The 26,424-nt window shown below is 59.7% G+C and carries 24 protein-coding genes, 1 tRNA gene and 1 pseudogene; 6 read left to right on the top strand and 20 right to left on the bottom strand.

Annotation, left to right across the window (positions count from 1 at the left end; translation table 11 throughout):
• Positions 1 to 2: 2 nt before the first annotated feature.
• Positions 3 to 707 (top strand): hypothetical protein, encoded by a 705-nt coding sequence (locus SERRSCBI_RS04390; protein WP_042783746.1) that lies wholly within the window; start codon positions 3 to 5, stop codon positions 705 to 707.
• Positions 708 to 710: 3 nt separating this feature from the next.
• Here the strand turns inward: SERRSCBI_RS04390 and SERRSCBI_RS04385 are convergent, their stop codons facing one another.
• A complete protein-coding gene (locus SERRSCBI_RS04385) occupies positions 711 to 1,808 on the bottom strand; it encodes a hypothetical protein (RefSeq protein ID WP_042783745.1) in 1,098 nt (365 codons plus the stop codon).
• Between the two features lie 501 nt (positions 1,809 to 2,309).
• Between SERRSCBI_RS04385 and SERRSCBI_RS04380 the strand changes: the two genes are divergently transcribed.
• Positions 2,310 to 2,843, top strand: coding sequence for a hypothetical protein (locus tag SERRSCBI_RS04380; RefSeq protein WP_042783744.1), 534 nt, complete (start codon positions 2,310 to 2,312; stop codon positions 2,841 to 2,843).
• Positions 2,844 to 2,893: 50 nt separating this feature from the next.
• Here the strand turns inward: SERRSCBI_RS04380 and SERRSCBI_RS04375 are convergent, their stop codons facing one another.
• From SERRSCBI_RS04375 to gpt, 8 genes are all read right to left on the bottom strand, one after another.
• The gene (locus SERRSCBI_RS04375; protein ID WP_033641985.1) at positions 2,894 to 3,112 is read right to left on the bottom strand and encodes a TM2 domain-containing protein; all 219 of its coding nucleotides are present in this window, start codon (positions 3,110 to 3,112) and stop codon (positions 2,894 to 2,896) included.
• Positions 3,113 to 3,516: 404 nt separating this feature from the next.
• On the bottom strand, positions 3,517 to 4,284 hold the full coding sequence (locus SERRSCBI_RS04370; RefSeq protein ID WP_232091341.1) for an alpha/beta hydrolase: 768 nt from the start codon (positions 4,282 to 4,284) through the stop codon (positions 3,517 to 3,519).
• Positions 4,285 to 4,556: 272 nt separating this feature from the next.
• Positions 4,557 to 4,632, bottom strand: a tRNA-Thr gene (locus SERRSCBI_RS04365).
• A gap of 191 nt (positions 4,633 to 4,823) precedes the next feature.
• Complete coding sequence (gene proA, locus SERRSCBI_RS04360) at positions 4,824 to 6,077, bottom strand: glutamate-5-semialdehyde dehydrogenase (RefSeq protein WP_042783742.1); 1,254 nt, start codon at positions 6,075 to 6,077, stop codon at positions 4,824 to 4,826.
• Between the two features lie 9 nt (positions 6,078 to 6,086).
• Positions 6,087 to 7,190 (bottom strand): glutamate 5-kinase, encoded by a 1,104-nt coding sequence (proB, locus tag SERRSCBI_RS04355; protein WP_033651028.1) that lies wholly within the window; start codon positions 7,188 to 7,190, stop codon positions 6,087 to 6,089.
• Positions 7,191 to 7,306: 116 nt separating this feature from the next.
• Entirely contained in the window at positions 7,307 to 7,708 is a 402-nt protein-coding gene (gene crl / locus SERRSCBI_RS04350; protein WP_033651027.1) for a sigma factor-binding protein Crl, read from the bottom strand.
• A gap of 60 nt (positions 7,709 to 7,768) precedes the next feature.
• A complete protein-coding gene (frsA, locus tag SERRSCBI_RS04345; protein WP_033651026.1) occupies positions 7,769 to 9,016 on the bottom strand; it encodes an esterase FrsA in 1,248 nt (415 codons plus the stop codon).
• Between the two features lie 303 nt (positions 9,017 to 9,319).
• The gene (gene gpt / locus SERRSCBI_RS04340; protein ID WP_033651025.1) at positions 9,320 to 9,778 is read right to left on the bottom strand and encodes a xanthine phosphoribosyltransferase; all 459 of its coding nucleotides are present in this window, start codon (positions 9,776 to 9,778) and stop codon (positions 9,320 to 9,322) included.
• Positions 9,779 to 10,117: 339 nt separating this feature from the next.
• On the opposite strand from gpt, the gene pepD reads away from it, so the two are divergent.
• On the top strand, positions 10,118 to 11,578 hold the full coding sequence (gene pepD, locus SERRSCBI_RS04335) for a beta-Ala-His dipeptidase (RefSeq protein ID WP_042783741.1): 1,461 nt from the start codon (positions 10,118 to 10,120) through the stop codon (positions 11,576 to 11,578).
• 42 nt (positions 11,579 to 11,620) lie between these two features.
• On the opposite strand, the gene dinB is transcribed toward pepD, so the two are convergent.
• A complete protein-coding gene (dinB, locus tag SERRSCBI_RS04330) occupies positions 11,621 to 12,682 on the bottom strand; it encodes a DNA polymerase IV (protein WP_042783740.1) in 1,062 nt (353 codons plus the stop codon).
• Between the two features lie 183 nt (positions 12,683 to 12,865).
• Here dinB and SERRSCBI_RS04325 point away from each other — a divergent pair, with 183 nt between their 5' ends.
• Entirely contained in the window at positions 12,866 to 13,762 is an 897-nt protein-coding gene (locus tag SERRSCBI_RS04325; RefSeq protein ID WP_042783739.1) for a glycerophosphodiester phosphodiesterase family protein, read from the top strand.
• A gap of 32 nt (positions 13,763 to 13,794) precedes the next feature.
• Here SERRSCBI_RS04325 and nqrM read toward each other — a convergent pair whose 3' ends face one another.
• The 8 genes and pseudogenes from nqrM to SERRSCBI_RS04285 all read right to left on the bottom strand — a co-directional run bounded on the left by nqrM (position 13,795) and on the right by SERRSCBI_RS04285 (position 20,903).
• Positions 13,795 to 14,022, bottom strand: coding sequence for a (Na+)-NQR maturation NqrM (gene nqrM / locus SERRSCBI_RS04320; RefSeq protein WP_016928987.1), 228 nt, complete (start codon positions 14,020 to 14,022; stop codon positions 13,795 to 13,797).
• Positions 14,023 to 14,029: 7 nt separating this feature from the next.
• Positions 14,030 to 15,061 carry an FAD:protein FMN transferase gene (locus tag SERRSCBI_RS04315; RefSeq protein WP_033651019.1) on the bottom strand — a complete coding sequence of 344 codons (1,032 nt, stop codon included), beginning with the start codon at positions 15,059 to 15,061 and terminating at the stop codon, positions 14,030 to 14,032.
• Complete coding sequence (nqrF, locus tag SERRSCBI_RS04310; RefSeq protein WP_033634097.1) at positions 15,062 to 16,285, bottom strand: NADH:ubiquinone reductase (Na(+)-transporting) subunit F; 1,224 nt, start codon at positions 16,283 to 16,285, stop codon at positions 15,062 to 15,064.
• A 15-nt stretch (positions 16,286 to 16,300) separates the two neighbouring features.
• A complete protein-coding gene (gene nqrE / locus SERRSCBI_RS04305) occupies positions 16,301 to 16,897 on the bottom strand; it encodes an NADH:ubiquinone reductase (Na(+)-transporting) subunit E (RefSeq protein ID WP_004930235.1) in 597 nt (198 codons plus the stop codon).
• Positions 16,898 to 16,903: 6 nt separating this feature from the next.
• Entirely contained in the window at positions 16,904 to 17,533 is a 630-nt protein-coding gene (locus SERRSCBI_RS04300) for an NADH:ubiquinone reductase (Na(+)-transporting) subunit D (protein WP_042783738.1), read from the bottom strand.
• Positions 17,526 to 18,320, bottom strand: coding sequence for a Na(+)-translocating NADH-quinone reductase subunit C (locus tag SERRSCBI_RS04295; protein WP_033641975.1), 795 nt, complete (start codon positions 18,318 to 18,320; stop codon positions 17,526 to 17,528). Before SERRSCBI_RS04295 ends, SERRSCBI_RS04300 begins: the two co-directional genes overlap by 8 nt.
• A pseudogene (locus SERRSCBI_RS04290) lies at positions 18,310 to 19,550 on the bottom strand (NADH:ubiquinone reductase (Na(+)-transporting) subunit B). The gene SERRSCBI_RS04295 and the pseudogene SERRSCBI_RS04290 overlap by 11 nt, the downstream one beginning before the upstream one ends.
• A 3-nt stretch (positions 19,551 to 19,553) precedes the next feature.
• Complete coding sequence (locus SERRSCBI_RS04285; RefSeq protein ID WP_042783737.1) at positions 19,554 to 20,903, bottom strand: Na(+)-translocating NADH-quinone reductase subunit A; 1,350 nt, start codon at positions 20,901 to 20,903, stop codon at positions 19,554 to 19,556.
• A 552-nt stretch (positions 20,904 to 21,455) separates the two neighbouring features.
• Here SERRSCBI_RS04285 and dpaA point away from each other — a divergent pair.
• A complete protein-coding gene (gene dpaA, locus SERRSCBI_RS04280; protein WP_033641973.1) occupies positions 21,456 to 22,223 on the top strand; it encodes a peptidoglycan meso-diaminopimelic acid protein amidase in 768 nt (255 codons plus the stop codon).
• Here dpaA and SERRSCBI_RS04275 read toward each other — a convergent pair.
• Together SERRSCBI_RS04275 and lpcA are read right to left on the bottom strand one after the other, a co-directional pair.
• Positions 22,158 to 22,961, bottom strand: coding sequence for a class II glutamine amidotransferase (locus tag SERRSCBI_RS04275; protein WP_019454310.1), 804 nt, complete (start codon positions 22,959 to 22,961; stop codon positions 22,158 to 22,160). The genes dpaA and SERRSCBI_RS04275 overlap by 66 nt on opposite strands.
• 102 nt (positions 22,962 to 23,063) lie before the next feature.
• Positions 23,064 to 23,645, bottom strand: a complete 582-nt coding sequence (gene lpcA, locus SERRSCBI_RS04270) for a D-sedoheptulose 7-phosphate isomerase (protein WP_004930220.1) — start codon at positions 23,643 to 23,645, stop codon at positions 23,064 to 23,066.
• Between the two features lie 246 nt (positions 23,646 to 23,891).
• Between lpcA and fadE the strand changes: the two genes are divergently transcribed.
• The gene (fadE, locus tag SERRSCBI_RS04265; RefSeq protein WP_004930218.1) at positions 23,892 to 26,348 is read left to right on the top strand and encodes an acyl-CoA dehydrogenase FadE; all 2,457 of its coding nucleotides are present in this window, start codon (positions 23,892 to 23,894) and stop codon (positions 26,346 to 26,348) included.
• Positions 26,349 to 26,424: the final 76 nt, after the last annotated feature.

The raw sequence follows: 26,424 nt of genomic DNA, 5'->3' as shown, positions 1-26,424 counted from the left end.
CCATGCTGTTAGGCTATGGCGCCGGCGCCGCCGGCCTGCTGGCGCTGTTATTGGCCCTGCTGCTCGCCGGCATCCTGCTCGCCTGGTGGGGCTGGCGATACGCCGCCGCCCGCTGCGGCCGCCCGCGCCCGCCGCTTTCCTGGGGCGGCTATCTGTTGGCCTCGGCGCTGGCGATCTACCCGGTGGCGTTCGCGCTGATGCTGATCGACATTGCCCTTCAGGATCTCAAGAGCCAGCGGGCGGAAGAACGCTGGAATCGGCGCAGTTACCTGACGCTCGAGGCGGCAAAACCGTTCGGTGAAATCACCCTGCCGAAAGGCAGCTGGGTAAACCGGCAGGAGCCGCGCCAGCCCGGCACCGAAGACAGCCCCATCACGATGAACGGCGTGACCGCCGTGCGCTTTCCTCAGCCGCAGAGCGTGGCCGGCGTGCCGATCATCGCCTTCGAGGTTTTACCGCCGGTGATGGAGCTGGCAGGTGCGCATACCTTCACCCGTCCAACCGGCCAAACGGTGCACTGCGAAGCCGGTTGGCTGGTCTCTTTCTCTTTACCGCCGGATAAGCCGACCCCGCAGTGGGAGGAGTGGCAGGCCGGGCTGCCTGCGGCGGCGTTTCGGCCCAGCGACTGGATCTTTAGGGAGTGCTTCTCCGGCAGCCCGATCGCGGTGCTGACATTGCACAACGGCGAAGTCAGGGTGCTGCCTTAAGCCTTACGCCGTGGCGTTGGGCAAGCGCACGGTCACGCGGTTGTTGGCCGTTGGCAACTGCAGCGGCGTTTCCTGCCAACTTACCGCGATAACCAATACCGGCGGGGCCGGCACGCGCGGCTCACGCCCGCCTGGCCCCACGCTGTAGGCATCCCATTCAATCACAAACACCCCGCCGTCTTGCGGCTCGACCCGCTCGACGAAAAAGGTGGTGTCCGAACCGCGCCCGCCCGCCGGTTTATGCGCATACGAGAGCAGGCTGAACCACTCGCCGGCGAAGTAGAGATGGTATAGGCCATCGACGATATGCTCGCCGCGGAACTGGCAGCCGCCGACGCTCAAACCGTCACCCGACGGGGATCCCGCCACGCGTTCGAGATCGCGCACGAAGCGATCGGTCGGCCTGTTATCCAGCAACAGTTCATAAGGCGGCGTGTGCAGCAGCGCGGCAGGATCGTCCGCCTGGCGCAGATCCGCCGGCAACATCGCGCGCGCCGCCAGCACGCGGCCGCTGGGCAACGTGATCTCCAGCCGATCCGCCGGATCCGCTACCCACTGCGGCACCCACAGACCGCGCACAAGGTGCAACGGCGTGGCCTCCACCTGCCGACACGTCGCCCGCAGCCGCGCCAGCGCCTCAGCGGAACCGGCGGCCAAGGCTCCCAGCTCGCGATCGGTCAACGCAGGCAGCGCATACATCGCCCGGGCGGCGGGCTCGTATACCGTCAGCTCCTCTCCCTCGCGGCTGCGGGTCGGTATCAGGCGCAGCTTGCCATCGTCCACGTCCTGCGGCGCGGCGCAGGCGCCATGCACAATCGCCCCGTCGCGCAGCAGCAGCGTCCAAAAGCTGGGGCCGCCCATGCCCAGTTCCCCCACGCCGCCAATCTGCCGGTCGCTGTCGCCGGCGTGCGCCATCTCAATCGGCTGCGAAAGCCAGTCGGTCTTGCGCCACTCTGCCGCTTCTTCGGGTTCTTGCCCGCTTTTAGCGGCGTACTTCGCCCATTGCAGCGCGGCAAACAGCGCGATGCACAGCACACCCCAAACCGGGTGATCCTGCCAAATCAATAACCAACCGACGATCAAAAGCGCCCAGGCGGCCATGGCGATATCCTTTTCGAAGAGAAAACCGCCTGATTCTAGCTCAGGCGGTTAGTGGGGTTGAAGCCTATGCCATGAATAATTAGCCGTTAAATAGAAAGGTAATAATTTCAGCGTTATTTCTGTGACTATGAAGATCACATAAATAACGCTTCACCGAGTGGTCCCAGCGTAAAAACATAACTCTCTGTATCTCAATAAATATTTATTGTTCGATTAAAAAAACAGAAAGCGTAAAGAGAAAAAATCGCAATAATTTGTACATATTCTAAACATTGACTATGTTTAGACATACTATTTATATGCAGGAAAAAATACCGAATAAAAAATCAGAAAGGCGCTTAAAAAATTAACACAACCTTGCTTACCGCGAGGAAGAAAAACTCTTTTCCAGCAATATTCCGAGGATATTTTATCTCCACGGAACGGGTCACTTTGCGTTTTATCAGGCCAATAGGCTACACACCGCAATTAATATCATTATTAGCATTCCGGAGACCGACAATGAAAATCGTTACGGGCATTATCCTTACCTCTGTAGCCGCCTTCAGCGGCGCGGCTTACGCGGCCGATGCACAACCTACCAACGGCAACGCGGAAGTGATGCTGGAACACGTGCACGCCGTGATGGAAAACGGCAGCCCGGCGCCGCAGCACGACGCCGCCTGCCAAAAAGAACTTTCCATGCCGGAATCGAAATATATCGGCATGAAGGTCAAAACCGATTACACCATCAACAGCAGCACCATGATGATGTCGGCCAAGTCGATGTTCCCATCGCCGGATTCCATGAAACCCATAGAGCTGACGGTCGATCTCTCCGCGCTGGGCCTAGCGGATGTGTATGCCTTCGGCGCCTTTAAACCGGCCGCATTGCCGCAGGCCTATATTTATTTCACCATCGACAAGGATTTTAAAAATCCGGTCAGCACCTTTATGATCATTAACCAAGGCAAGCAATATAACTGCGTGATCTCCAGCTCGAATAAAATGATGAGCAAAGAGATGCGCGGCAAGATGATGATGAAGAAACAGTAACGGAATGAAAAACGGCGCTTCCCGCAACAGGAAGCGCCGTCAGAAAAGCCTTAAATCAGACCAGGATTGTATTTCTGGTTGAACTTCTCTTCCGATTGGAACAGATAAATAATGCCTTCGATAAAGCCGACAATCGATGGGATCCCCGTCCAGCAGAACAGCAGGTAGAACAGCCCCCACCACTTCATCCCCAGGTAAAACTTGTGAATGCCCAGTCCGCCCAAGAAGATGGCCAACAGGGCCGCCGCGAGCTTGTCTTTTCTGCTCATAGTTCACTTCTCCTAACTTCTCACCGAACCACCGGCATGTCCAAAAACGGATGCCGCTCCACAGAGCGCCGCATCGCAATGCTTGAGGAGGAAAACATTCATCCATCAAGGCTCAACAGGGGTAATTATAACAGTGATTAATTAAACGGTTGTTTAACCGGCGAAAGGATAAGCTGCGGGAAGCAGGGGAAGCGAGGCTACAAATACTCGGTTTCGGCTCAAAAAAACACGCACGCAGCCGGGATCTCGTCGGCATAGCGGTCATTGTAAGAGATAAGGTTAAAACAGATTTTCATTGCCTGATATTGGCATACCGTTCTAATTTTTAGTTTCCCTGGTGAATGCCTGCAGACGGCTAAAAGCAGCTCACTTGCAGGTGTTCGAAAAATGATTATATCACGACGCTAAAGCCCATCACGTTGAATATTATGCGCCGCGATCGCGTTCGCCATCAGTGCATAATCCTTGATGACACCCGGGTGACGACGCCCTGAGCAGAAAATAAAATCACAGCGTTGCTCATCTTCGATCAGTTTTTTTGCCAGATGCCTGACTCGCAATTTGGGTGTTGCATTAATTCTGGTCACCCGCCCTCTTTCAGTTTCATTACTTTGCGGATGAACCTTTTCTTCATACTCGCCAATCATCAGGGTTATTTTATTAACGCTTTCAGCGATTGTTAACTTACCATCAGGAAGCAACGCCCCATTCCCCCACCAGATCGATGGACTGGCCGCCAGATAATTTTGAAACGCGTCAGGATGGTTCAACAGCGTATAAAGTACAAAATGCCCGCCATGTGAATGACCTGCCAGCGTTTGTTTGTCTGTATTGATTGGGTAGCGTGACTCAATCCAGGGCTTAACGCATGTGGTGATAAACTGATAAAACGCCGGCGCTCCGCCACCGTCAATAAACTCTTTATCATCAGAGGGAACCGTATAGTCGCGGGTTCTTGCTTTTAGTATATCCACCCCATCCTGATAGCCGATGCCCACATAAAGAATATTGTCGTTGTTTCTACTCTGATGGCGTTCGGTCAGCTTGGTGAATTGAGTATTGGCATCGAGAAAGTAAAGCGCGTTTAAATCGCCATGCGCTTGCTTGTCATGAGCAATAAAAACCCTATAACGTTGACCATTAAAGTTAAAGTCCTTCGTTCTTGAAATCAAACATCCACACATAACAACCTCACTTTATAAATAAGCCAGTGATTTAACATTGGCGATAATGTCTTTTCCCAGATAAAAAAGACGGTGAGGTTCAACCGTAGCAACGTATTATTCTGCTTACGACGCTTGCTGGTTGTGTGAATGATTAAACAAACACGTTTGTATTATACCTTGCAGCGCATTGCCACGTCGCGATAAGCAGAAATATCAACCGCAAGCGTTGCAGACGCCAGTGCTGCGTATTTTTACAAGGAAGGCAGTGAAACTTGAAATGGTGCCGATAATAGGAGTCGAACCTACGACCTTCGCATTACGAATGCGCTGCTCTACCAACTGAGCTATATCGGCATCGAGCCGGGCCTGCGGGGCAAGCCGGAAGTGCGTTGAACAAGGTAGACCTGCGCGCGAAATGAGTCAATAGCCCGCCGGGGCGTTTGGTTGTTTTGCAAGCAACCAGACTGTCGTGCAGTCCCCCTTTTCCAAAAACAATCAGGGCGCAGCATGGTGCGCCCTGACCTCTTTATGACCGCAATCCGGCCTTAGCTGCGCACCAGATCGTCGCCGTAGCCAATCCACTTGTAGGTGGTCAGCGCATCCAGGCCCATCGGGCCGCGGGCGTGCAGTTTCTGGGTGCTCACCGCCACTTCCGCGCCCAGGCCGAACTGGCCGCCGTCGGTGAAGCGGGTGCTGGCGTTGACGTACACCGCCGAGGAGTCCACCGCGCGCACGAAGTGCTCGGCGCTGCTCAGCGAACGGGTGAGGATCGCGTCGGAATGGTTAGTGCCGTGGGTGCGGATGTGGTCGATGGCCTGATCGATATCGTCCACCAGCAGCACGTTCAGATCCAGCGACAGCCATTCGTCGTCGTAATCCTCCGCGTTCACCGGCACCACCGTCGCCGGGCCGCCCTGCAGCAGCGGCAGTGCGTTTTCCGCCGCGTGCAGCGTCACGCCCGCCGCCGCCATTTTGGCGCTCAGCGCCGGCAGGAACTCGGCGGCGATGCTGCGGTTCACCAGCAGCGTCTCCAGCGAGTTACAGGCGCTCGGGCGCTGGATCTTGGCGTTTTCAATCACCGTCATCGCCTTGTCGAAATCAACGTCGGCATCCACGTAGGTGTGGCACACGCCGATGCCGCCGGTGATCACCGGGATGGTCGATTGCTCGCGGCACAGCTTGTGCAGGCCGGCGCCGCCGCGCGGGATCAGCATGTCGACATAGCGATCCAGGCGCAGCAGTTCGTTCACCAGCGCACGATCCGGGCTGTCGATCGCCTGCACCGCCGCCGCCGGCAGGCCGCACTGTTCCAGCGCCTGCTGGATCACTTTCACCGTCGCCTGGTTGGTGTTGTGCGTCTCTTTACCGCCGCGCAGGATCACCGCGTTGCCGGTTTTCAGGCACAGGCTGGCGACGTCGATGGTGACGTTCGGCCGCGCCTCGTAAATCACGCCGATCACGCCGAGCGGCACCCGGCGGCGCTCCAGCTTCAGCCCGCTGTCCAGCAGGTTGCCGTCCAGCACGTGGCCGACCGGATCGTTCAGGCGGCATACCTGGCGCACGTCGTTGGCGATCGCCGCCAGCCGCGCCGGGGTCAGCAACAGGCGATCGAGCAGCGCTTCGCTCATGCCGGTGGCGCGCGCCTGCGCCATGTCTTGTTCGTTCGCCAGCAGGATCGCTTCACTGTTGGCTTCCAACCTGTCGGCCATCACCGACAGCACCTGATTCTTCTTCGCCGTGCTCAGCACCGCCAGCTGCCAGGAGGCCTGCTTGGCGGCCTTCCCCATCTGCTCCAGCATGCTCACTCCTTAACTGACAATCATATCGTCGCGGTGCACTGCTACCGGACCGTATTCATAACCGAGGATTTCGCTGATTTCCTGCGAGTGGTGCCCGGCGATCATGCGCATCGCGTCGCTGTTGTAGCGGCTGACGCCGTGCGCCAGATCGCGCCCCGCCTGGTTGCGGATGCGGATCACTTCGCCGCGCGAGAAGTCGCCCTTCACTTCGCGGATGCCTTTCGGCAGCAGCGAGCTGCCGCGCGCCATCATCGCTTCCACCGCACCGTCGTCGACGGTGATCTCACCGGCCGGCGGCGCGCCGAAGATCCAGCGCTTGCGGTTTTCCAGCGGGGTTTCCAGCGCGTGGAAACGAGTGCCCACCGGTTTGCCTTCAATCACGTCCGCCACCACGCCCGGCTTGCTGCCCGCGGCGATCACCACGTCGATGCCGGCGCGGCAGGCCACGTCGGCCGCCTGCAGCTTGGTGCCCATGCCGCCGGTGCCCAGACCGGAGACGCTGTCGCCGGCGATGGCGCGCAGCGCGTCGTCGATGCCGTGCACTTCACGGATCAGTTCGGCCTGCGGGTTGTTGCGCGGATCGGCGGTGTAGAGGCCCTGCTGATCGGTCAGCAGCAGCAGTTTGTCGGCCCCGGCCAGAATGGCCGCCAGCGCCGACAGGTTATCGTTGTCGCCCACCTTGATTTCGGCAGTGGCGACGGCGTCGTTCTCATTGATTACCGGCACGATACGGTTGTCCAGCAGCGCCGTCATGGTGTCGCGCGCGTTGAGGAAGCGCTCGCGGTCTTCCAGATCGGCGCGCGTCAGCAGCATCTGCCCGACGTGGATCCCGTAAATGGAGAACAGCTGTTCCCACAGCTGGATCAGCCGGCTCTGCCCCACCGCCGCCAGCAGCTGCTTGGAGGCGATGGTGGCGGGCAGCTCGGGATAGCCCAGGTGCTCGCGCCCGGCGGCGATGGCGCCGGAGGTGACGATGACGATGCGGTGACCCGCGGCGTGTTGCTGCGCGCACTGGCGCACCAATTCGACGATGTGGGCGCGGTTCAGACGCAGCGATCCGCCGGTCAACACGCTGGTGCCCAATTTCACAACCAATGTCTGGCTGCCGTTCATAGTATTTCTGCCGTGTGTAATGATGAGAAGAAGAGTGCAAAGGTCTTTGTAACAGGAGAGACGCGTTATGCCAACAGGCACAACGCGAAATCAGCACAATACGTGGTCAAACGGGGTCAGGCGGAGAGTTTGATCAGTTTTTCTTTGAAATCATCGGCGGGTTCCAGCCCCAGTTCCATGGTCGCCAGCAGTTCGCCCAGGCGGCGATGGAAGTCGCGCAGGGTGTCTTCCAGTTTGGCGTTCACTTCATCATCCTTAATGTTTTGCGTCGTCCAGTTGCCTTCCTTGTCGAACAGGCCGAATTGGTACGAATAGGTGAAGCGCGCCTCTTCCGCCTGCAGCTCCATCCACCAGCCCCAGAACTCACGCTTCTCCGGAGCGGGCTTTACATTGACGCAGACGGCCAAACAATCAAAGAAAAACCGGTCGTTCTCACATTGCCCTTCACGCAGGTACGGCCCCAAGCTGGCAAAACGTTTCATTAGTCGGCTTTTAGGGTGACCACTCGGTAACGTCATTCTCTAACCTCCTCAATGTAGACCACTCTTTTTAACAAATTGTTAAAATTTAGCAACTAATTAACGCATTTTATCCTTCAGCCAACCGGACATCTGCAGCAACGCCCGGTGGAAGCTATCGTAAACCGGGGTGCGCGGGATGGCGATCAGCTTGCCGCTCACCGAAGAGGTGACGATCAGCTGCGACTCTTCTTTCGGGCTGAGCGTATCGCGCTCCCAGTAGCCGGAGATCATCGGCGTCGGGCAACGGCGCCCCAGCAACCCCTGCATTTTCAGCGAGTAGCTGTTCAGCTCCACTTTCAGCACGTTGTCTGAAGCATTGGCCATGCCCATGCGGCTGGCCAGCACGTCCATATACATGTCCGGCACGTTCAACTGGGTGCTGCTGTCGCACAGCAGGCGATGCACCACCGGCCCCAGGCAGGCCACGCCGCGCAGCCGCTGCGGCTCCAGATAGGCCAATCGCACCGCCACGTTGGCGCCGAAACGGAAGCCGAAAGCGCTCACCCGCTGATGATCCACCCACGGCACCGAGGCCAGCTGGATCAGCACCTGCTGGTGCAGGTAGCTGGAGTCCTGCGTCAGCTTCCACTTGCAGGAGGAGCCGATCGACGGCATGTCGAGCGTCAGCATGGCGATGCCGTGCGGCGCCAGGTAGTCGCGGAACAGACGGTGATAATCGGTCTGCAGCGTATCGAGGCTGCCGCACATCAGCACCGTCGGGAACGGCGCTTCGCCCTTCTCGGGCATGTGCAGGAAACCGGTGACGCAGCCGCCGCCTTCGATGCGGAACTCCAGCTCTTTCAGCTGATACGGCAACAGCAGCGCCGCCTCTTCGTAAGCGCGGTTGGCGAGCATCTCCGCCTGTTCAGCCAGCTCGTCGCCCTTCAGGTGCGGGTAACCGGCGATGCTGTACAGGCTCGCGGCCTTCAGCCAGTACTCGCCGCCGACCAGCGGATCCTGCTGCTCCGTCGCCCGCTGCTGCCACTGCATGCCCTGATGGATCCACTCGTAGATCCAGTTGCCATTGCGGTAGCCCACCACGGTATCCAGCCGCTGCGGATTGCTGCGCTCGGCGTCCGAGGCGGCGATACGCGCCAGCACTTCGTGGATTTCGATCGGGCTGACGCCGCGCCAGGCCCACAGCAGCGGGTTCAGCATGCGATACCAGCTGCCGGTAGTGTCGCCTTCCAATGCGGAATGCATGGCGGCGCTCACTTTGTTGCGCGCGCGCAGCACCAGCGTCGAGGTTTCAGGGTGTTTGAATTTGGGCTTGAAAAGAATTTCAGAAAGGTTGGCCTGTGCCATGGTAACAACAGCCTCCGTAAATCTGGCGATAGGCCGCAAAAGGCCTACTTAACTGGAGGTAGTGTACCTAACTCTGGCGGGATAAACCAAGATAACGCAAACGCCCGGCATAACCGGGCGTCAGGCGGCTGACAAAGGAGGAAAAAGCGTGGTTTTTCCTCCTTTGTGGTCAACGGCCGAAAATCAATAAATTGATTTTCCTTATTTTTTATATCTTGCCTTCGGTAAGCCTGACAACGCCATCACGTTTATCATTAAACAAACGCCCGGCATAACCGGGCGTTGGGCTGGAACTGGCTGGACTTAGCGACCGCCGATAGGGGGAACGAAGCTGACGCCCATGTCCCACGGCTGTTCGATCCAGGTATCCTGCGGGATGTCGACTTCGTAGTCGTCCACCAGCGGACGGCCCGCCGGCTTGGCGAAGATGGTGACGAAATGCGCTTTCGGATACATGTCGCGGATCGCTTTCGCGGTGCCGCCGGTATCCACCAGATCGTCCACCACGATGAAGCCTTCACCGTCGCCTTCGGCGCGCTTGAGCACTTTCATTTCGCGCTGGTTGTCATGGTCATAGCTGGAAATGCAGACGGTATCCACATAGCGGATGCCCAGCTCGCGCGCCAGCAGGCCCGCCGGCACCAGGCCGCCGCGGCTGACGGCAATGATGCCCGTCCATTTGTCGGCAGGCAGCAGGCGGTGCGCCAGCTTGCGTGCGTGTATTTGCAGCATATCCCAGGTAACAACGTATTTTTCGCTCATAGAATCGTGTCCCAGCCGGCTGGTGAAGCGGCTTACTTTATAGTTCAGGGGAAAAAAGGTTGCGCGAGATTATAGAGACTGGCCGCGTTGAATTCCAGCTGTACCGAGGAAATCCTCGCGATTTCCGCCGGGCGGCTTTTCGGTGATTGATGCTGAAAAAACGAGCGTTCCCGCAGCGAAGCCGTGTGATCAAGCGCTTAAACCACACAATACGGGGCGCGCACCGCCGGAAATAAAGTGATATTCTCTGACGATCGTGCCACGACGCACAGATACCCGCTCACCTTAACCGCGCGGCACGCCCGTCCTGTCGGAGCTTGCCGTCACAGGAGACTTATAGTGTCTGAATTGTCTCAGCTTTCGCCACAGCCGCTGTGGGATATTTTCGCCAAGATCTGTTCTATCCCGCACCCTTCTTATCATGAAGAAGCGCTGGCGCAGCACATCCTCACCTGGGCCAAAGAAAAGAACCTGCACGCCGAGCGCGATCAGGTCGGCAATATCCTGCTGCGCAAACCGGCCACCAAAGGCATGGAAAATCGCAAGCCGGTGGCGCTGCAAGCGCACCTGGACATGGTGCCGCAAAAGAATAACGACACCGTGCACGACTTCGCCAAGGATCCGATCCAGCCTTATATCGCCGGCGAGTGGGTGAAAGCGCGCGGCACCACGCTGGGCGCCGATAACGGCATCGGCATGGCCTCCGCCCTGGCGGTGCTGGCCGACGACAGCGTTGAGCACGGCCCGCTGGAAGTCCTGCTGACCATGACCGAAGAAGCGGGGATGGACGGCGCCTTCGGGCTGCAGCCGAACTGGCTGCAGGCGGACATCCTGATCAATACCGATTCCGAAGAAGAAGGCGAAATCTACATGGGTTGCGCCGGCGGTATCGACTTCATCACTACCCTGCCGCTGCAGCGCGAAGCGGTGCCGGCCGGTTACCAAACCCTGAAGCTGACCCTCAAGGGCCTGAAAGGCGGCCATTCCGGCGCCGAGATCCACGTCGGGCTGGGCAACGCCAACAAACTGCTGGCGCGCTTCCTGTTCGCCCATGCGGAGGCGCTGAACCTGCGCGTGCTGGACCTGAACGGCGGCACCCTGCGCAACGCCATCCCGCGTGAAGCCTCCGCGGTGGTAGCGGTGCCGGCAGAAAAAGCCGACGCGCTGAAAGCGCTGAGCCAAGAGTTCCTGGCCGTGCTGCAGAACGAACTCTCCGCCAAAGAGAAGAACATCACCGTGCTGCTGGAGCCGACCACCAGCGCTTCGCAGGCGCTGAGCGCCGACAGCCAGCAACGCTTCCTGGCGCTACTGAACGGCACACCGAACGGCGTGATCCGCATGAGCGACGCGGTGAAAGGCGTGGTGGAAACCTCGCTGAACGTCGGCGTAGTCACCACAAGCGAAAACGAAGCGGAAATCATCTGCCTGATCCGCTCCCTGATCGACAGCGGCAAAGATTACGTTGTCGAGATGCTGACCGCGCTGGGCCAGCTGGCCGGCGCCAAGGTAGCGCCGAAGGGGGGCTACCCGGGCTGGCAGCCGGACGCCGACTCGCCGGTGATGCACTTGGTGCGCGAGCTGTATCAGGAGCTGTTCAACAAGACGCCGAACATCATGGTGATCCACGCCGGTCTGGAATGCGGTCTGTTCAAAAAGCCGTATCCAAACATGGATATGGTATCGATCGGGCCAACCATCACCGGCCCGCACTCGCCGGATGAGCAAGTGCATATCGAAAGCGTCGGTCTGTACTGGAAGCTGCTGACCTCGCTGCTGAAAGCGATCCCTGAGCGCGCGTAATCTGCGCGCTTAACGCAAAAAGCCGGCGACTCGCCGGCTTTTTTATTCCCAAGGCAGCGCCAGCTGCCGCTCCAGCTGCGGATCGAGCAGCGTCACATGCAACCCCACCAGCCGCACGCCGCGCCCTTCACGCCGCTCGCGCCACGCCTGCCGCGCCACCTCCAGCAAATCCTGCCGGTTCAACACCGGGAAGACGTGCTCCTGGGTGGTTTGCTGAAAATCCTGAAACTTCAGCTTCACGCCCTGCCGGGCGATGTGCAGATCCGGCTTTACCTTGCGCAGCCGCATCTCCAGCTCGGGATAGAGTTTGTCGATAATCAGCGTTTCGCAGTCTTCCCAGTCGTGAATGTCTTCCGCCAGCGTGCGCTCCACCCCCACCGATTTGCGCAGCCGCTCCGCTAAGATTTCGCGCCGATCGATGCCCTGACACCGCTCCCACAACACCCGGCCAAACTTGCCGAACCGCTTGAGCAACTGCGCCAAATCGTATTGCTGCACGTCGGCGCAGGTGATGAGCCCCACTTCCTCCAGCCGTTTGGCGGTCACCTTGCCGACGCCGGGGATCTTGCTGAGCGGCAGCTGCTGCAAAAACGCCGGCACCTGCGCCGGCGTGATCACGTATTGCCCGTTCGGCTTATTCATCTCGGAGGCGATTTTGGCGAGAAACTTGATCGGCGCGACGCCGGCCGACGCGGTGAGGTTCAGTTCGTCGGCGATCGCCTGACGGATTTCCTGGGCGATCAGCGTCGCCGAGCCGTTGCATTGCGGGCTGTCGGTCACGTCGAGATAGGCTTCATCGAGCGACAGCGGCTCGATCAGCGGGGTATAGCGAGCGAAGATTTCGCGGATGTGCAGCGAAGCCTCTTTATAGGCCGCCATGCGCCCCGGCAGCAGGGTGAGATGCGGACACAGCTTGAGCGCCATCGCCGTGGACATGGCGCTGTGTACGCCATAGCGCCGCGCCGGGTAGTTGGCGGTGCTGATCACCCCGCGCCGATCGGCGCTGCCGCCAATCGCCAGCGGAATATCGCGCAGGCTGGGATCGTCGCGCATTTCCACCGCCGCGAAGAAGCAGTCCATATCGACATGAATGATTTTACGCATCGCACCCTCCAGTAACACTGTATAAGTATACAGTCAGATACCGAAAGCTCAAGGCCGCGGAGCTCGAGGAAAGCGGCGTTTCCGCCAGATATTTCCGCGTTGTTAAAAAAGCTTAATTTTTCAATAGTATGATTTCCGCCATCCCGTTCGGCTCTCCACAACGATAACGACAAGGTATCCTACATGATCAGATTTTCTCATTTGCTGCTGGCTTCCGCGCTGTCGCTGAGCGCGCTGGCGGCCAGCGCCGCCGCCGGTCATGCGCCGGCGATCGTCGCCCACCGCGGCGGCACCGCCGATGCGCCGGAAAACACCCGCATCGCTATCGAAACGGCATTGAAAAACGGCGCCGACGCCATTTGGATCACCCTGCAAGAATCCAAAGACGGCGTCATCGTGCTGTACCGCCCCTCGGATCTGAAAGCGTTGACCAACCGGCAGGGCCCGGTCTCTGCCTATACCGCCGCGCAGCTGGCCGAGACCGATGCCGGCTGGGCCTTCGCCAAGGGTGACGCCCACCCGTTCCGCGGCCAGGGCATCGGCATTCCGCGCCTCGACGACGTGCTGAAGGCGTTTCCGCACGTCACCTTTTATCTGGACATCAAATCCCCGGACGCCGATCCGGCGCAGTTTGGCCAGGCGCTGCTGGCGACGTTGCAAAGCACCGACAGCCTGAACCGCACCCGCGTCTACTCTACCGACGCCAAATACCTGCAGGCGCTGCCGCCGGCCATTCCGCGCTTTGAAAGCCGCGACGAGACCCGCACGCTGCTGGCCAACGTCACCATGGCGCACCAGTGCGACGCCAAACCGGACAACCAGCAGCCGCGCTGGTACGGGCTGGAGCTGAAACGCGAGGTGGAAGTGGTAGAGAAATATACCCTCGGCGAAGGGCGTTCGAAGGCGTTTCTGACCTGGGATAAAGAGTCGATGGACTGTTTCCGCTCGCAGGGCCCGGCGCACATCATCCTGTTCGGGGTCAACTCGCCGCAGGAATATCAGCAGGCGCTGGCGCTGGGCGCTGACGGCGTGATGGTTAACTCCCCGGCCGAGGCGAAAAGCTTCCGCAAGGCGAAATAAAAAACCCGGTCAAGGCCGGGTTTTCGCTACAGCTACAGAATGCGGTGCTTTTCCAACTGCTCGCGCCGCTGCGCCGCTTTGGCTTCGCGCTTTTTGCGCGCATCGCACGGCTCCGGGCAGTCGCAGACTTTCTCCATGCCCAGCGCGGTGATGCCGCCGCAGCTGCCCTGCAGGCTTTTGCGTTTGAACACATAGCCCAGCGACATGCCGCCGACGATCAGCAGAAACAACACGAAGGTAGCGGCGAATACCGTCAACATAGCAACCTCACGAACGCTTTTTCAGATAGGGCTTGAACGCGTCTGAATAACGCTCCTCAAAGCCGTCGGCGGTTTTCACGATCATGAACACCGGGATGCCGAGCAGGTTGGCCAGCGCCATGCCGCGCTCCGGCCCCATCACGTTCAGGCCGGTGGACAGGCCGTCGGCGGTCATGCAGGTCGGGCTCAGCACGGTGATCGACACCAACCGATGATGGATTGGGCGCCCGGTGATCGGATCGATGGTGTGCGAATAGCGCACCCCGTCTTGCTCGAAGTAGTTGCGATAGTCACCCGAGGTGGCGATCGACATCTCCCCGGGTTGGATCACCAGCTGCGCCTGCTGCTGCGTACCGGCGGTCGGGCGCTCGATGGCGATGCGCCACGGCTTTTGTTCGCCGTTATGCCCGCGCGTGCGCACCTCGCCGCCGATATCCACCATGTAGTTCTTCACATGCCGGGACTGCAGATATTCCGCCACCACGTCCACGCCATACCCTTTGGCGATCGACGACAGATCGACGTACAGCTCAGGGATGCTTTTCACCAGCGCGCTGCCCTGCACCGACAGTTTGTCGGCGCCGGTCCAGGCGCGGCGATGCTCCAGCTCCGCCTCGCTCGGCACTTTGTCCGGCCGCCCTTCCGGGCCGAAGCCCCACAGGTTGACCAGCGGCCCGACGGTCACGTCCAGCGCGCCATCGGTGACGCGGTTGATGCGCAGCGCTTCGCGCACCACTTCGGCGGTGGCCGGCGAAACCGGGAACGGCCGGTCAATGTCGCGGCTGGCGTTGAAGCGGCTCAGCTCGGAATCCGGCCGGTAGGTGGACATCTGATCGTTCACCTGCTCCAGCCGTTTGTCGATCTCCGCCTGCATCTCGCGCGCCGACGGCGTATCTTCGCCGGTCACGTAACGGATCGAATACGAGGTGCCCATGGTTTTACCCGTCAGGTCCACCTGTTCCGGCCCGCAGCCGGTCAGCAGCAGGGTGGCGCTCAGCGCCACGCCCGTCAGCCAGTTCTTCATCGCCAATGCGCGCATTTAGCCACCAAAGTCATCCAGCATGATGTTTTCGTCTTCGACGCCCAGATCTTTGAGCATCTTGATCACCGCGGCGTTCATCATCGGCGGCCCGCACATGTAAAACTCGCAGTCCTCCGGCGCCGGGTGGTTCTTCAGGTAGTTCTCCAGCAGAACATTATGGATAAAGCCGGTGTAGCCGGTCCAGTTATCTTCCGGCTGCGGATCCGACAGCGCCACGTGCCAGGTGAAGTTTTCGTTCTCCGCCTGCAGCTGGTTGAAGTCGTCTTCATAGAACATCTCGCGCAGCGAACGCGCGCCGTACCAGAAGGTGATCTTGCGTTTCGAGTTCAAACGCTTGAGCTGATCGAAGATGTGCGAACGCATCGGCGCCATGCCCGCGCCGCCGCCGATAAAGATCATTTCGGCGTCGGTGTCCTTGGCGAAGAACTCGCCGAACGGCCCGGAGATGGTCACCTTGTCGCCCGGCTTCAGCGACCAGATATAGGAAGACATGATGCCCGGCGGCACGTCCGGATTGTTCGGCGGCGGCGTGGCGATACGCACGTTGAGCATGATGATGCCCTTCTCTTCCGGGTAGTTGGCCATCGAGTAGGCGCGCACCGTGGTGTCGTTCACCGTCGAACGGTAGCGGAACAGGTTGAACTTGTCCCAGTCGCCGCGATACTCCTGCGGCACGTCGAAGTCGGCGTAACTGATGTCGTGCGCCGGCGCTTCGATCTGGATGAAACCGCCCGCGCGGAACGGCACGTCTTCGCCATCGGGGATCTTCAGCTTCAGCTCTTTGATAAAGGTGGCTTTGTTATCGTTGGAGATAACCTCGCACTCCCATTTCTTCACGCCGAAGATCTCTTCCGGCAGCTCGATCTTCAGGTTCTGCTTCACGTTCACCTGGCACGCCAGGCGGCACCCTTCTTTCGCTTCGCGCTTGTTGATGTGCGAGAGCTCGGTCGGCAGGATATCGCCGCCGCCCTCTTTGATCACCACCCGGCACTGGCCGCAGGAGCCGCCGCCGCCGCAGGCCGAGGAGACGAAGATCCCCTGGCTGGAGAGCACGTTGAGCAGCTTGTCGCCCGCCGGCGCATGGAAGCTTTTATCCAGATCGCCATTGATTTCCACCGCGATGTCGCCGGTGTTCACCAGCTTCGATTTGGCGAACAGGATCAGCAACACCAGCACCATCACGATGGCGGTGAACATCGCTACGCCTAAAATAATTTCCATAAATTCTTCCCGCCTTTACAACTGAACACCGGAGAAGGACATGAAGCCCAGCGCCATCAGTCCGGTGGTGATAAAGGTAATGCCCAGACCGCGCAGCCCTGCCGGCACGTTGGCATACTTGAGTTTTTCGCGGATCCCCGCCATGGCGACGATCGCCAGCATCCAGCCGGTGCCGGAACCAAAGCCGTACACCACCGATTCGGCGAAGTTGTAGTCGCGCTGCACCATGAAGGACACGCCGCCGAAGATGGCGCAGTTCACGGTAATGAGCGGCAGGAAGATGCCGAGCGCGTTATACAGCGATGGGAAGAAGCGATCGAGGATCATCTCCAAAATCTGCACCAGCGCCGCAATCACGCCGATGAAGGTGATGAAGTTGAGGAAGCTCAGATCGACGCCCTCCACCAGCGCGCCGTCGCGCAGGATCAGGTTGTAGACCAGGTTATTCACCGGCACCGAAATGCCGAGCACGATGGTCACCGCGATGCCCAGGCCAAAGGCGGTCGACACCTTCTTCGACACCGCCAGGAAAGTACACATCCCGAGGAAGAACGCCAGCGCCATGTTCTCGACGAACACCGCGCGCACAAACAGGCTGATATAGTGTTCCATCGGCCTTTACTCCTTTTCGATCTGCGCCGGCTTCAGGGTGCGCAGCACCCAGATCAGCAGGCCGATGATGAAGAACGCGCTCGGCGCCAGCAGGAACAGGCCGTTCGGCTGATACCAGCCGCCGTTCTGCACCGTTTCCAGCACCGGAACGCCGAACAGCTTGCCGGAGCCAATCAGCTCGCGCAGGAAACCGACCAGCACCAGGATCGCCCCGTAACCCAGCCCGTTGCCGATGCCGTCCATAAAGCTCTCGATCGGCGGCGACTTCATGGCGTAGGCCTCGGCGCGCCCCATCACGATGCAGTTGGTGATGATAAGGCCGACGAACACCGACAGCTGCTTGGAGATCTCGAACGCATAGGCGCGCAACAGCTGATCGACCACGATCACCAGCGAGGCGATGATCGCCATCTGCACGATGATGCGCACGCTGTTGGGAATATGATGACGGATCAGCGAGATGAAGAAGCTGGAGAACGCGGTCACCAGCGTCACCGCAATGGTCATCACCACCGCCGTTTCCAGCTTGGTGGTCACCGCCAGCGCCGAACAGACGCCCAGAACCTGCAGGGCGATCGGGTTATTGTCGAACAGCGGCCCCAGCAGGACCCGCTTTATCTCTTTGGAATCAGCCATTTTTCAACGCTCCTTCACGAACTTTTTTCAGGAACGGGCCGAAGCCGTGCTCGCCCAACCAGAAATCAAACGTATGCTGCACGCCGTTGGAGGTCAGCGTGGCGCCGGACAGGCCATCCACCCCGTGTACGTCCCCCTGACGCGCGCCGCCTTTCACCACGCGGATCGCCGGCTGGCCATTGTCATCGAACAGCTGCTTGCCGACCCACTGCTGGCGCCAGGACGGGTTCTCGACCTCACCGCCCAGCCCCGGCGTTTCCCCCTGGTCGTAGTAGGTGATGCCCTTGACCGTGTTGCCGTCGTTATCCAATGCCACGAAGGCGTACATCATCGACCACAGACCGGTGCCGTATACCGGCAACACAATCTTGTTCACCTGGCCGCTTTCATCGCGCACCAGGTAGATTTCCGCCTGGTTGCTGCGGCGCTTGATGCCGGCCGGATCGTCGCCCGCGGGCAACGCCACGCTTTTGGCGTCGTCGCGCAGCGCGGCGCCCAGATCGAACGCCGCCGCCTTGCCGGCGACAAATTCGCCGCTGTTCAGATCCACCAGGCGCGGTTCGATGCGCTCGCTATACAGGCGCTTGACCTGCTCGCTCTCCATTTTCGGCTGCAACAGGCCGGCTACGTCGAGAATATTGCGCTGCTTGTCGAGCAGCTTTTGCTCCTGCTGTTTGGACTTCAGGCCGACGGCGGAGCCCGCCACCACCACTGAACACACCAGACACAGCAGCAGCACTACCAGCAGCGTTTTACCGATGCCGTCGTTTTTCGCTTCATTCGCCACGGGCTTTTCTCCGCTTGATGTTGGCCTGCACCACCAGATAATCGAACAGCGGCGCGAACAGGTTGGCGAACAGGATCGCCAGCATCATGCCTTCCGGATAGGCGGGGTTGACCACCCGGATCAGCACGCACATCACGCCGATCAGAATGCCGTACCACCATTTCCCCTTATTGGTGAAGGAGGCGGAAACCGGGTCGGTCGCCATAAAGATCATGCCGAAGGCGAAGCCGCCCAGCACCAGATGCCAGTACCACGGCATGGCAAACATCGGGTTGGTGTCCGAACCGATGGCGTTGAACAACAGGGCGGAAGCCACCATGCCGAGCATCACGCCGGCGACGATGCGCCAGGAGGCCACGCGGCCGAACAGGATAATCGCCCCGCCTATCAGGATCATCAGCGTGGAGACTTCACCGATGGAGCCGGGAATGTTGCCGAGGAAGGCGTCCAGCCAACTGATGGACTGGCCGGTGGCCACGTTGCTCAGGCTGTGCGCCCCGCCCGCGCTCCACTGCGCCAGCGGCGTCGCGCCGGAGAAACCGTCCGCGGAGGTCCACACCAAGTCACCGGAGATCTGCGCCGGATAGGCGAAGAACAGGAAGGCGCGGCCGGCCAGCGCCGGGTTGAGGAAGTTGCGCCCGGTGCCGCCGAAGATCTCTTTGGCCACCACCACGCCGAAGGTGATGCCCAGCGCGGCCTGCCACAGCGGCAGGGTCGGCGGCACGATCAGCGCGAACAGGATAGAAGTGACGAAGAAGCCTTCGTTGACCTCATGTTTGCGGATAATGGCGAACAGCACTTCCCAGAAGCCGCCGACGACGAACACCACGGCGTAGATCGGCAGGAAGTAACAGGCGCCCAGCACCATCTTGCTGACCCAGCCGGCGTCGGCCGCCAGCGAGGCGCCGAGCCACTGCGCCAGGCGATAATGCCAGTCGCCCGCCAGCACCTGTTGCAGCGCGTCGCCGCTGTACAGATGGTGCAGCGCCGGGATCGCCTGCTGGCCGACGTTGTACATGCCCCAGAACATCGCCGGGAACACCGCCAGCCACACCAGGATCATCATGCGTTTCAAATCGATGGCGTCGCGCACGTGCGAAGCGCCGCGCGTCACCGTGCCGGGGTATAAAACACCGTGGTGGTCGCTTCATACAGCGGGTACCACTTTTCCAGTTTGCCGCCCGGCGTGAAGTGATGCTCTATCTTCTCAAAATAATTCTTCAGGCCCATCGGTTATCCTTCCTGCTCAATCTTGGTCAGCACCTCGCGCAGCACCGGCGCGTACTCATACTTGCCGGGGCAAACGAAGGTGCACAACGCCAGATCTTCCTCGTCCAGCTCCAGGCAGCCCAGCGCCTGCGCACTGTCGCTGTCGCCCGCCAGCAAATCGCGCAGCAGCAGCGTCGGCAAAATATCCAGCGGCATCACCCGCTCATAGTTGCCGATCGGCACCATGGCGCGTTCGCCGCCGTTAGTGGTGGTCGAGAAGGCGAACAGTTTGTTTTTCAGAAAGTGGCCCAGCGTGGTGCGGGTAATGGAGAACTTGTTCGGCGACGGCACGATCCAGCCGAACAGCTCTTTGTCGCGCCCTTCTTCCAGCACCGACACCTGCGAGTGGAAACGGCCCAGCCAGGCGTTCGGCCCGGCGGCCTGCATACCGTTCAGCACCGAACCGGAGATCACCCGGTTCTCGCCCTCTTTCAGGCGGCCGGCGGTCAGTTCATCGAGGCTGGCTCCCAGGCGGGTGCGCAGCAGCGTCGGCTGCGCCACCTGCGGCCCGGCCAGCGCCACGACCCGGCGGGTATCGAGCTTACCGGTGGTGAACAGGGTGCCGATGGCGATCGCGTCCTGGTAACCGATGTGCCAAACGGTTTTCTTCAGGCTGACCGGTTCAAGGAAGTGAATGTGGGTGCCCACCAGCCCGGCGGGATGCGGGCCGGCAAATTCGCTGTAGGCGATCTGCGGGCCGCTCTGCTGGCCAACCGAGGCGCCGGCGGCGTGGCATACGTGTACCTTACCCGCCGTCAGACGCGCCAAGACCACCAGCCCGGCGTTGAACGCCGCCTGCTGTTCGGCGATGATCACCTGCGGATCGGCGGCCAACGGTTGGGTATCCATCGCGGTGACGAAAATGGCGCGCGGTTCGCTGCCGGGGCTTGGCGTTTTGCTGAACGGGCGGGTGCGCAGCGCGGTCCACAGGCCGCTGGCGATCAGTTCGCTTTCGACCTGTTCGCGCGGCAGTTGGCTGAGTTCACCCAACGGATAATGCGCAAACTCGAGCTGATCGTCGCCGCCGTTTTCCAGCGCAATCACCACCGATTGCAAGACGCGCCGCTCGCCGCGGTTAATCGCGACGATGCGGCCGCTGGCGGGAGCCGTGAAGAAAACCCCGGGGTTTTTCTTATCTTCGAACAACGCCTGGCCTTTCTTAACGGTATCGCCTTCCTGCACCAGCATGGAGGGACGCATTCCGACATACTCTTCCCCAAGCAGGGCGACATGCTGAATGTTCGGGCCATCTTGGATCGCCTGAACCGGGGCTCCGGCTATCGGCAGATCTAACCCTTTTCTGATCTTAATCATAGGATTTATACGATGTAGTTTGGTTTACACGTCTGACCGGCCCCAGAGGCGGGTGCTGACGATGCCAGGATTGCCGGGCAGTGCGCACAACGGCACGCCCAACATGAACTTTCTCGCAGTGAAAAACTGGGGTAACGCGCATTCCCTTGAATCCCCCTTCCGTTGTTTGCGCGACAGTCGATGTGTTAACGGCATGTAGCCAAATAACCATCAAAACGGCCGGGTTATATGCAATAACTCTTGCCGCTTCAATCGCCACAGCGCGTTAAATTGAAGAGAGAATATTAACATTGTTCGCAACATTGTTCTGCGTTCCGTCGTGACTTGTGTCAAGCAAACGCAATTAAATTTCGCCTGTTTTTCACTACTTATCGTTAAAATCTGCCGGTCATTTCACTTTTATCGAGCTTTGTCGTTTTTTTATACATATCACGTATTGCTAAAAATAAACGCGCTGGTAATCTGACGGTGTTTTGCAGCAGTAAAAACAATAATCAGTGGCACGCTGGCCAATCTCATTGCGCCGGCAGATAAATATAAGCAGGAATAATAATGAGCAAAATCGCGCTGTTGTTTGCGATGCTTGTTTCTATGCCGATGATCACGGCCTGCAGCGCCAGCGAGCAGGTACCCGAAGCGCCGGTAGTTAAACAGCAATTATTGGGGTCGCCGGTCTATATTCAGATCTTCAAAGAGGAACGTAAGCTGGAATTGTATGCCAAAATGGGCAATGAATTCCGCTTGGTCAATACGTTCCCGATCTGTAATTTCTCCGGCGGGCTGGGTCCTAAACGTCGTGAAGGCGACTTTAAAAGTCCGGAAGGCTTTTATAGCGTTGACGCGCGCCATCTGAAACCCGACAGCAAGTATTATCGGGCGATCAATATCGGTTTCCCTAATGATTACGATAAGTCGCAGGGCTATTCCGGCGCTTATCTGATGATCCACGGCGAATGTAAATCGATCGGCTGTTACGCGATGACCAACACCTATATGGATGAGATCTATCGCTACGTCGAAGCCGCCTTCGCCTATGGCCAAAGCCGCGTAGACATCAGCATCTACCCGTTCCGCATGACCGAACAGAACCTGAAGCGCCATGCGTCATCCAGCTATATCGCCTTCTGGCGCCAGCTGAAGCCGGGCTATGATTACTTCGCGAAGAACCACCAGCCGCCGATGATGACCGTGGACAACGGCCAGTATGTGCTGGGTCAACCGTTGATGAGCAGCGGCCAGATGACGCAGTACGCGTCAACCAGCCCGACGCCCAACACCAATCCCTTCGCTCAGAACAAGCCGCTCACCGAAGTGAAATAACGCGAACTCGCCTGGCTCAATCTTGTGCCAGGTTTCGTTGGCGGTCAGCGGTTGGGTGGCGATCACCGTGACCACATCGTTCGGTGTGGTCTGCTGCTGAAAATCGATCTCTACGTCCTGATCCAGTAGCGTCGCCTTGCCGAACGGCGCGCGGCGCGTGATCCAATACAGGTTGGTGGAGCAATAGGCCATCACGAAGCGCCCGTCCGACAACAGCATGTTGAACACCCCTTTCTTGCGCAGCTGGCTCGCCAACAGGCCGATATAGCGGAACACCGCCGGCCACTGGCTCGGGGTGCGCGGGTATTTCAACGCCAGCTGATGCAGCAGCCAGCAAAACGCGTATTCGCTGTCGGTCTGGCCGACCGGGCGAAACGTGCCGGTATCCAGCTGGCGATAGCCTTTCAATTGGCCGTTGTGCGCGTAGGTCCAGTTGCGGCCCCACAGTTCGCGGGTGAACGGATGGGTGTTTTCCAGCGCCACTTCGCCGCGGTTGGCCTGGCGAATATGGGACACCACCGCGCAAGACTTGATCGGATAGTCCTGCACCAGGCGGGCGATCGGCGAGTTGAAGCTCGGCTGCGGATCCTTGAATGTGCGGCAGCCGTTCCCTTCATAGAAGGTAATGCCCCAGCCATCCTTATGCGGCCCGGTGCGGCCGCCGCGCTGTACCAGGCCGGTAAAGCTGAAGCAGATATCGGTCGGTACGTTTGCGCTCATCCCGAGCAGTTCACACATCGCCAGCACTCCTTAACCACACTGACATACGCTGTGCGGGCGCGGCATGCATGCGGCGCCCGCTGTCTTATTCCTGGGGGAGCCGGAGCCCCCCGAAGGCTATCAAGCCTTAACCATCTCTTTTTCGATCAGCTGAATCAAGATGTGAATCGCTTTGATGTGGATTTCCTGAATGCGATCGGCGTAGCCGAAGTGCGGCACACGGATTTCCACATCGGCGGAACCCGCCATTTTGCCGCCGTCCTTGCCGGTCAGGGTGATCACTTTCATCCCCTTGGCGCGCGCCGCGTCGATGGCCTTGATGATGTTGCCGGAGTTGCCGGAGGTGGAAATGCCCAGCAGCACGTCGCCTTCGCGGCCCACCGCTTCCACATAGCGGGAGAACACATACTCATAGCCGAAGTCGTTGCTGACGCAGGACAGATGGCTCACGTCCGAGATGGCAATCGCCGGGTAGCCCGGGCGGTTTTCACGGTAGCGGCCGGTCAGCTCTTCGGCGAAGTGCATCGCGTCGCAATGGGAACCGCCGTTGCCGCAGGAGATCACTTTACCGCCGGCTTTGAAGGAGTCCGCCAGCAGCACCGCCGCGCGTTGGATGGCGTCGATGTTGGCGTCGTCATTGATAAATTTCGCCAGGGTATCAGCCGCTTCGTTCAGTTCACTGCGAATAAGGTCGTGGTACATGAGGAACCTCTTGTTATCGTCAAATCTTCCGCTCCGCAGTGTACCGGATCGCGGAAACAGCGAGAAGCATTCTCAGCCAAACAGCGCGCCGGTTAAGGAAGCGGAGAGGTTTTTGATGATTGGTGCTGTCAGTTTGTGACCTGAGTTGTAATTAAACTGTAAACGCATTGATAAAAATTCTGCCTTGTACTAAAACCTATTACATACACACAACAGGTCAGACCTCTTACTACTTCGGAGCTTCTTATGATGGTTCTTAGTATTGTCGTTTTACTGGCTCTCCTCGGCGTGGTGTTCTACCACCGAGTGAACCTTACCCTCAGCAGCCTGATCCTGGTAGCGTACACCGCCGCCATGGGCGCGATCGGCCTGTGGAGCTTCTGGCTGTTGCTGCCGCTGGCGATCGTGCTGCTGCCGCTGAACCTTTCCTCTGTGCGTCGCTCTCTGCTCTCCGCGCCGGCGCTGCGCGCCTTCCGCAAGGTGATGCCGCCGATGTCCACCACCGAGAAGGAAGCGATCGACGCGGGCACCACCTGGTGGGAAGGCGATCTGTTCCGCGGCGCGCCGGACTGGAACAAGCTGCACAGCTACCCGAAACCGCGCCTGACGGAAGAAGAGCAGGCGTTTATCGACGGCCCGGTGGAAGAAGCCTGCCGCATGGCCAACGACTTCCAGATCACTCACGAACTGGCCGATCTGCCGCCTGAACTCTGGGCGTACCTGAAAGAACACCGTTTCTTCGCGATGATCATCAAGAAAGAGTACGGCGGTCTGGAATTCTCCCCATACGCTCAGGCGATGGTGCTGCAAAAACTGGCCGGCGTTTCCGGCATCCTGGCGATCACCGTCGGCGTGCCGAACTCCCTCGGCCCAGGCGAACTGCTGCAGCATTACGGTACCGAAGAACAGAAAAACCACTATCTGCCGGGCCTGGCGCGCGGCGACGAGATCCCTTGCTTCGCGCTGACCAGCCCGGAAGCGGGCTCCGATGCCGGTGCCATTCCAGACGTCGGCACCGTGTGCATGGGTGAATGGCAAGGCAAGCAGGTGCTGGGCATGCGCCTGACCTGGAACAAGCGCTACATCACGCTGGCGCCGGTCGCCACCGTACTGGGTTTGGCATTCAAACTGCATGACCCGAACCGCCTGCTGAGCGACAACGAATCCCCGGGCATCACCTGTGCGCTGATCCCGACCAGCACGCCGGGCGTGGAAATCGGCAACCGCCACTTCCCGCTGAACGTGCCGTTCCAGAACGGCCCTACCCGCGGCACCGACGTGTTCGTGCCGATCGATTACATCATCGGCGGCCCGAAAATGGCCGGCCAGGGCTGGCGCATGCTGGTTGAATGCCTGTCGGTCGGTCGCGGCATCACCCTGCCGTCCAACTCCACCGGCAGCCTGAAATCCATCGCCCTGGCGACCGGCGCCTACGCGCACATTCGCCGTCAGTTCAAGATCTCCATCGGCAAGATGGAAGGGATCGAAGAGCCGTTGGCGCGCATCGCCGGCAACACCTATGTGATGGACGCCGCCGCTTCGCTGATCACCTACGCGCTGGTGCAGGGCGAGAAACCGGCCGTGCTGTCGGCCATCGTCAAATACCACTGTACGCACCGCGGCCAGCAGTCGATCGTTGACGCCATGGACATCGCCGGCGGTAAAGGCATTATGCTGGGCGAATCCAACTTCCTGGCTCGCGCTTATCAGGGCGCACCGATCGCCATCACGGTGGAAGGCGCGAACATCCTGACCCGCACCATGATGATCTTCGGTCAGGGCGCGATCCGCTGCCATCCTTATGTGCTGGATGAAATGGCGGCGGCGCAGAACAACGATCTGAACGCCTTCGATAAATCGCTGTTCGGCCACCTGGGCCACGTCGGCAGCAACAAGGTACGCAGCTTCTGGCTGGGCCTGACCAATGGCCGCACCAGCGCCACGCCGACCAAGGACGCGACCCGTCGTTACTATCAGCAGTTGAACCGCCTGAGCGCCAACCTGGCGTTGCTGTCGGACGTTTCCATGGGCGTGCTGGGCGGCAGCCTGAAGCGCCGCGAGCGCATCTCCGCTCGCCTGGGGGATATCCTCAGCCAGATGTACCTGGCTTCCGCCGTGCTGAAACGCTTTGACGACGAAGGCCGTCAGAAAGAAGATCTGCCGCTGGTGCATTGGGGCGTGCAAGACAGCCTGCATAAAGCCGAACAGGCGCTGGATGATCTGCTGCGCAACTTCCCGAACCGCTTTATCGCCGGCGCGCTGCGCTTCGTGGTCTTCCCGTTCGGCCGCGTGCATACCGCACCGTCCGATCGCCTGGATCATCAGCTGGCCAAGATCCTGCAGGTGCCTTCCGCCACCCGCAGCCGTCTGGGGCGCGGCCAGTACCTGACGCCGAGCGAGCATAACCCAATCGGCCTGCTGGAAGCGGCGCTGGCCGACGTGATGGCCGCCGAGCCGATTCACGAACGTCTGTGCAAGGCCGCCGGCAAAAACCTGCCGTTCACCCGTCTGGATCGTTTGGCGGAACGCGCTCTGGAAGAAGGCAAGATCAGCGCCGACGAAGCGAAGATCCTGGTGAAAGCCGAAGAGAGCCGTCTGCGCTCCATAAACGTGGACGACTTTGCGCCGGATGCGCTGGCGGCCGCCAAGCCGGAAAAGCCGGCGGCGCAGTCTAAACGCCAACAGCAGACCGAAGCGGCTTAACGCCAATTCCTACTCCACGCATCCAAGGGGCGATCATCATCGCCCCTTTTTCTTTTCTTGCATCACGAACTGCGCA

It is taken from the genome of Serratia sp. SCBI (assembly GCF_000747565.1).
GTDB classification, from domain to species: domain Bacteria; phylum Pseudomonadota; class Gammaproteobacteria; order Enterobacterales; family Enterobacteriaceae; genus Serratia; species Serratia ureilytica.
Note: the sequence above shows the minus strand (reverse complement) of the source record. Positions and strands in the feature narration are given on the sequence as shown.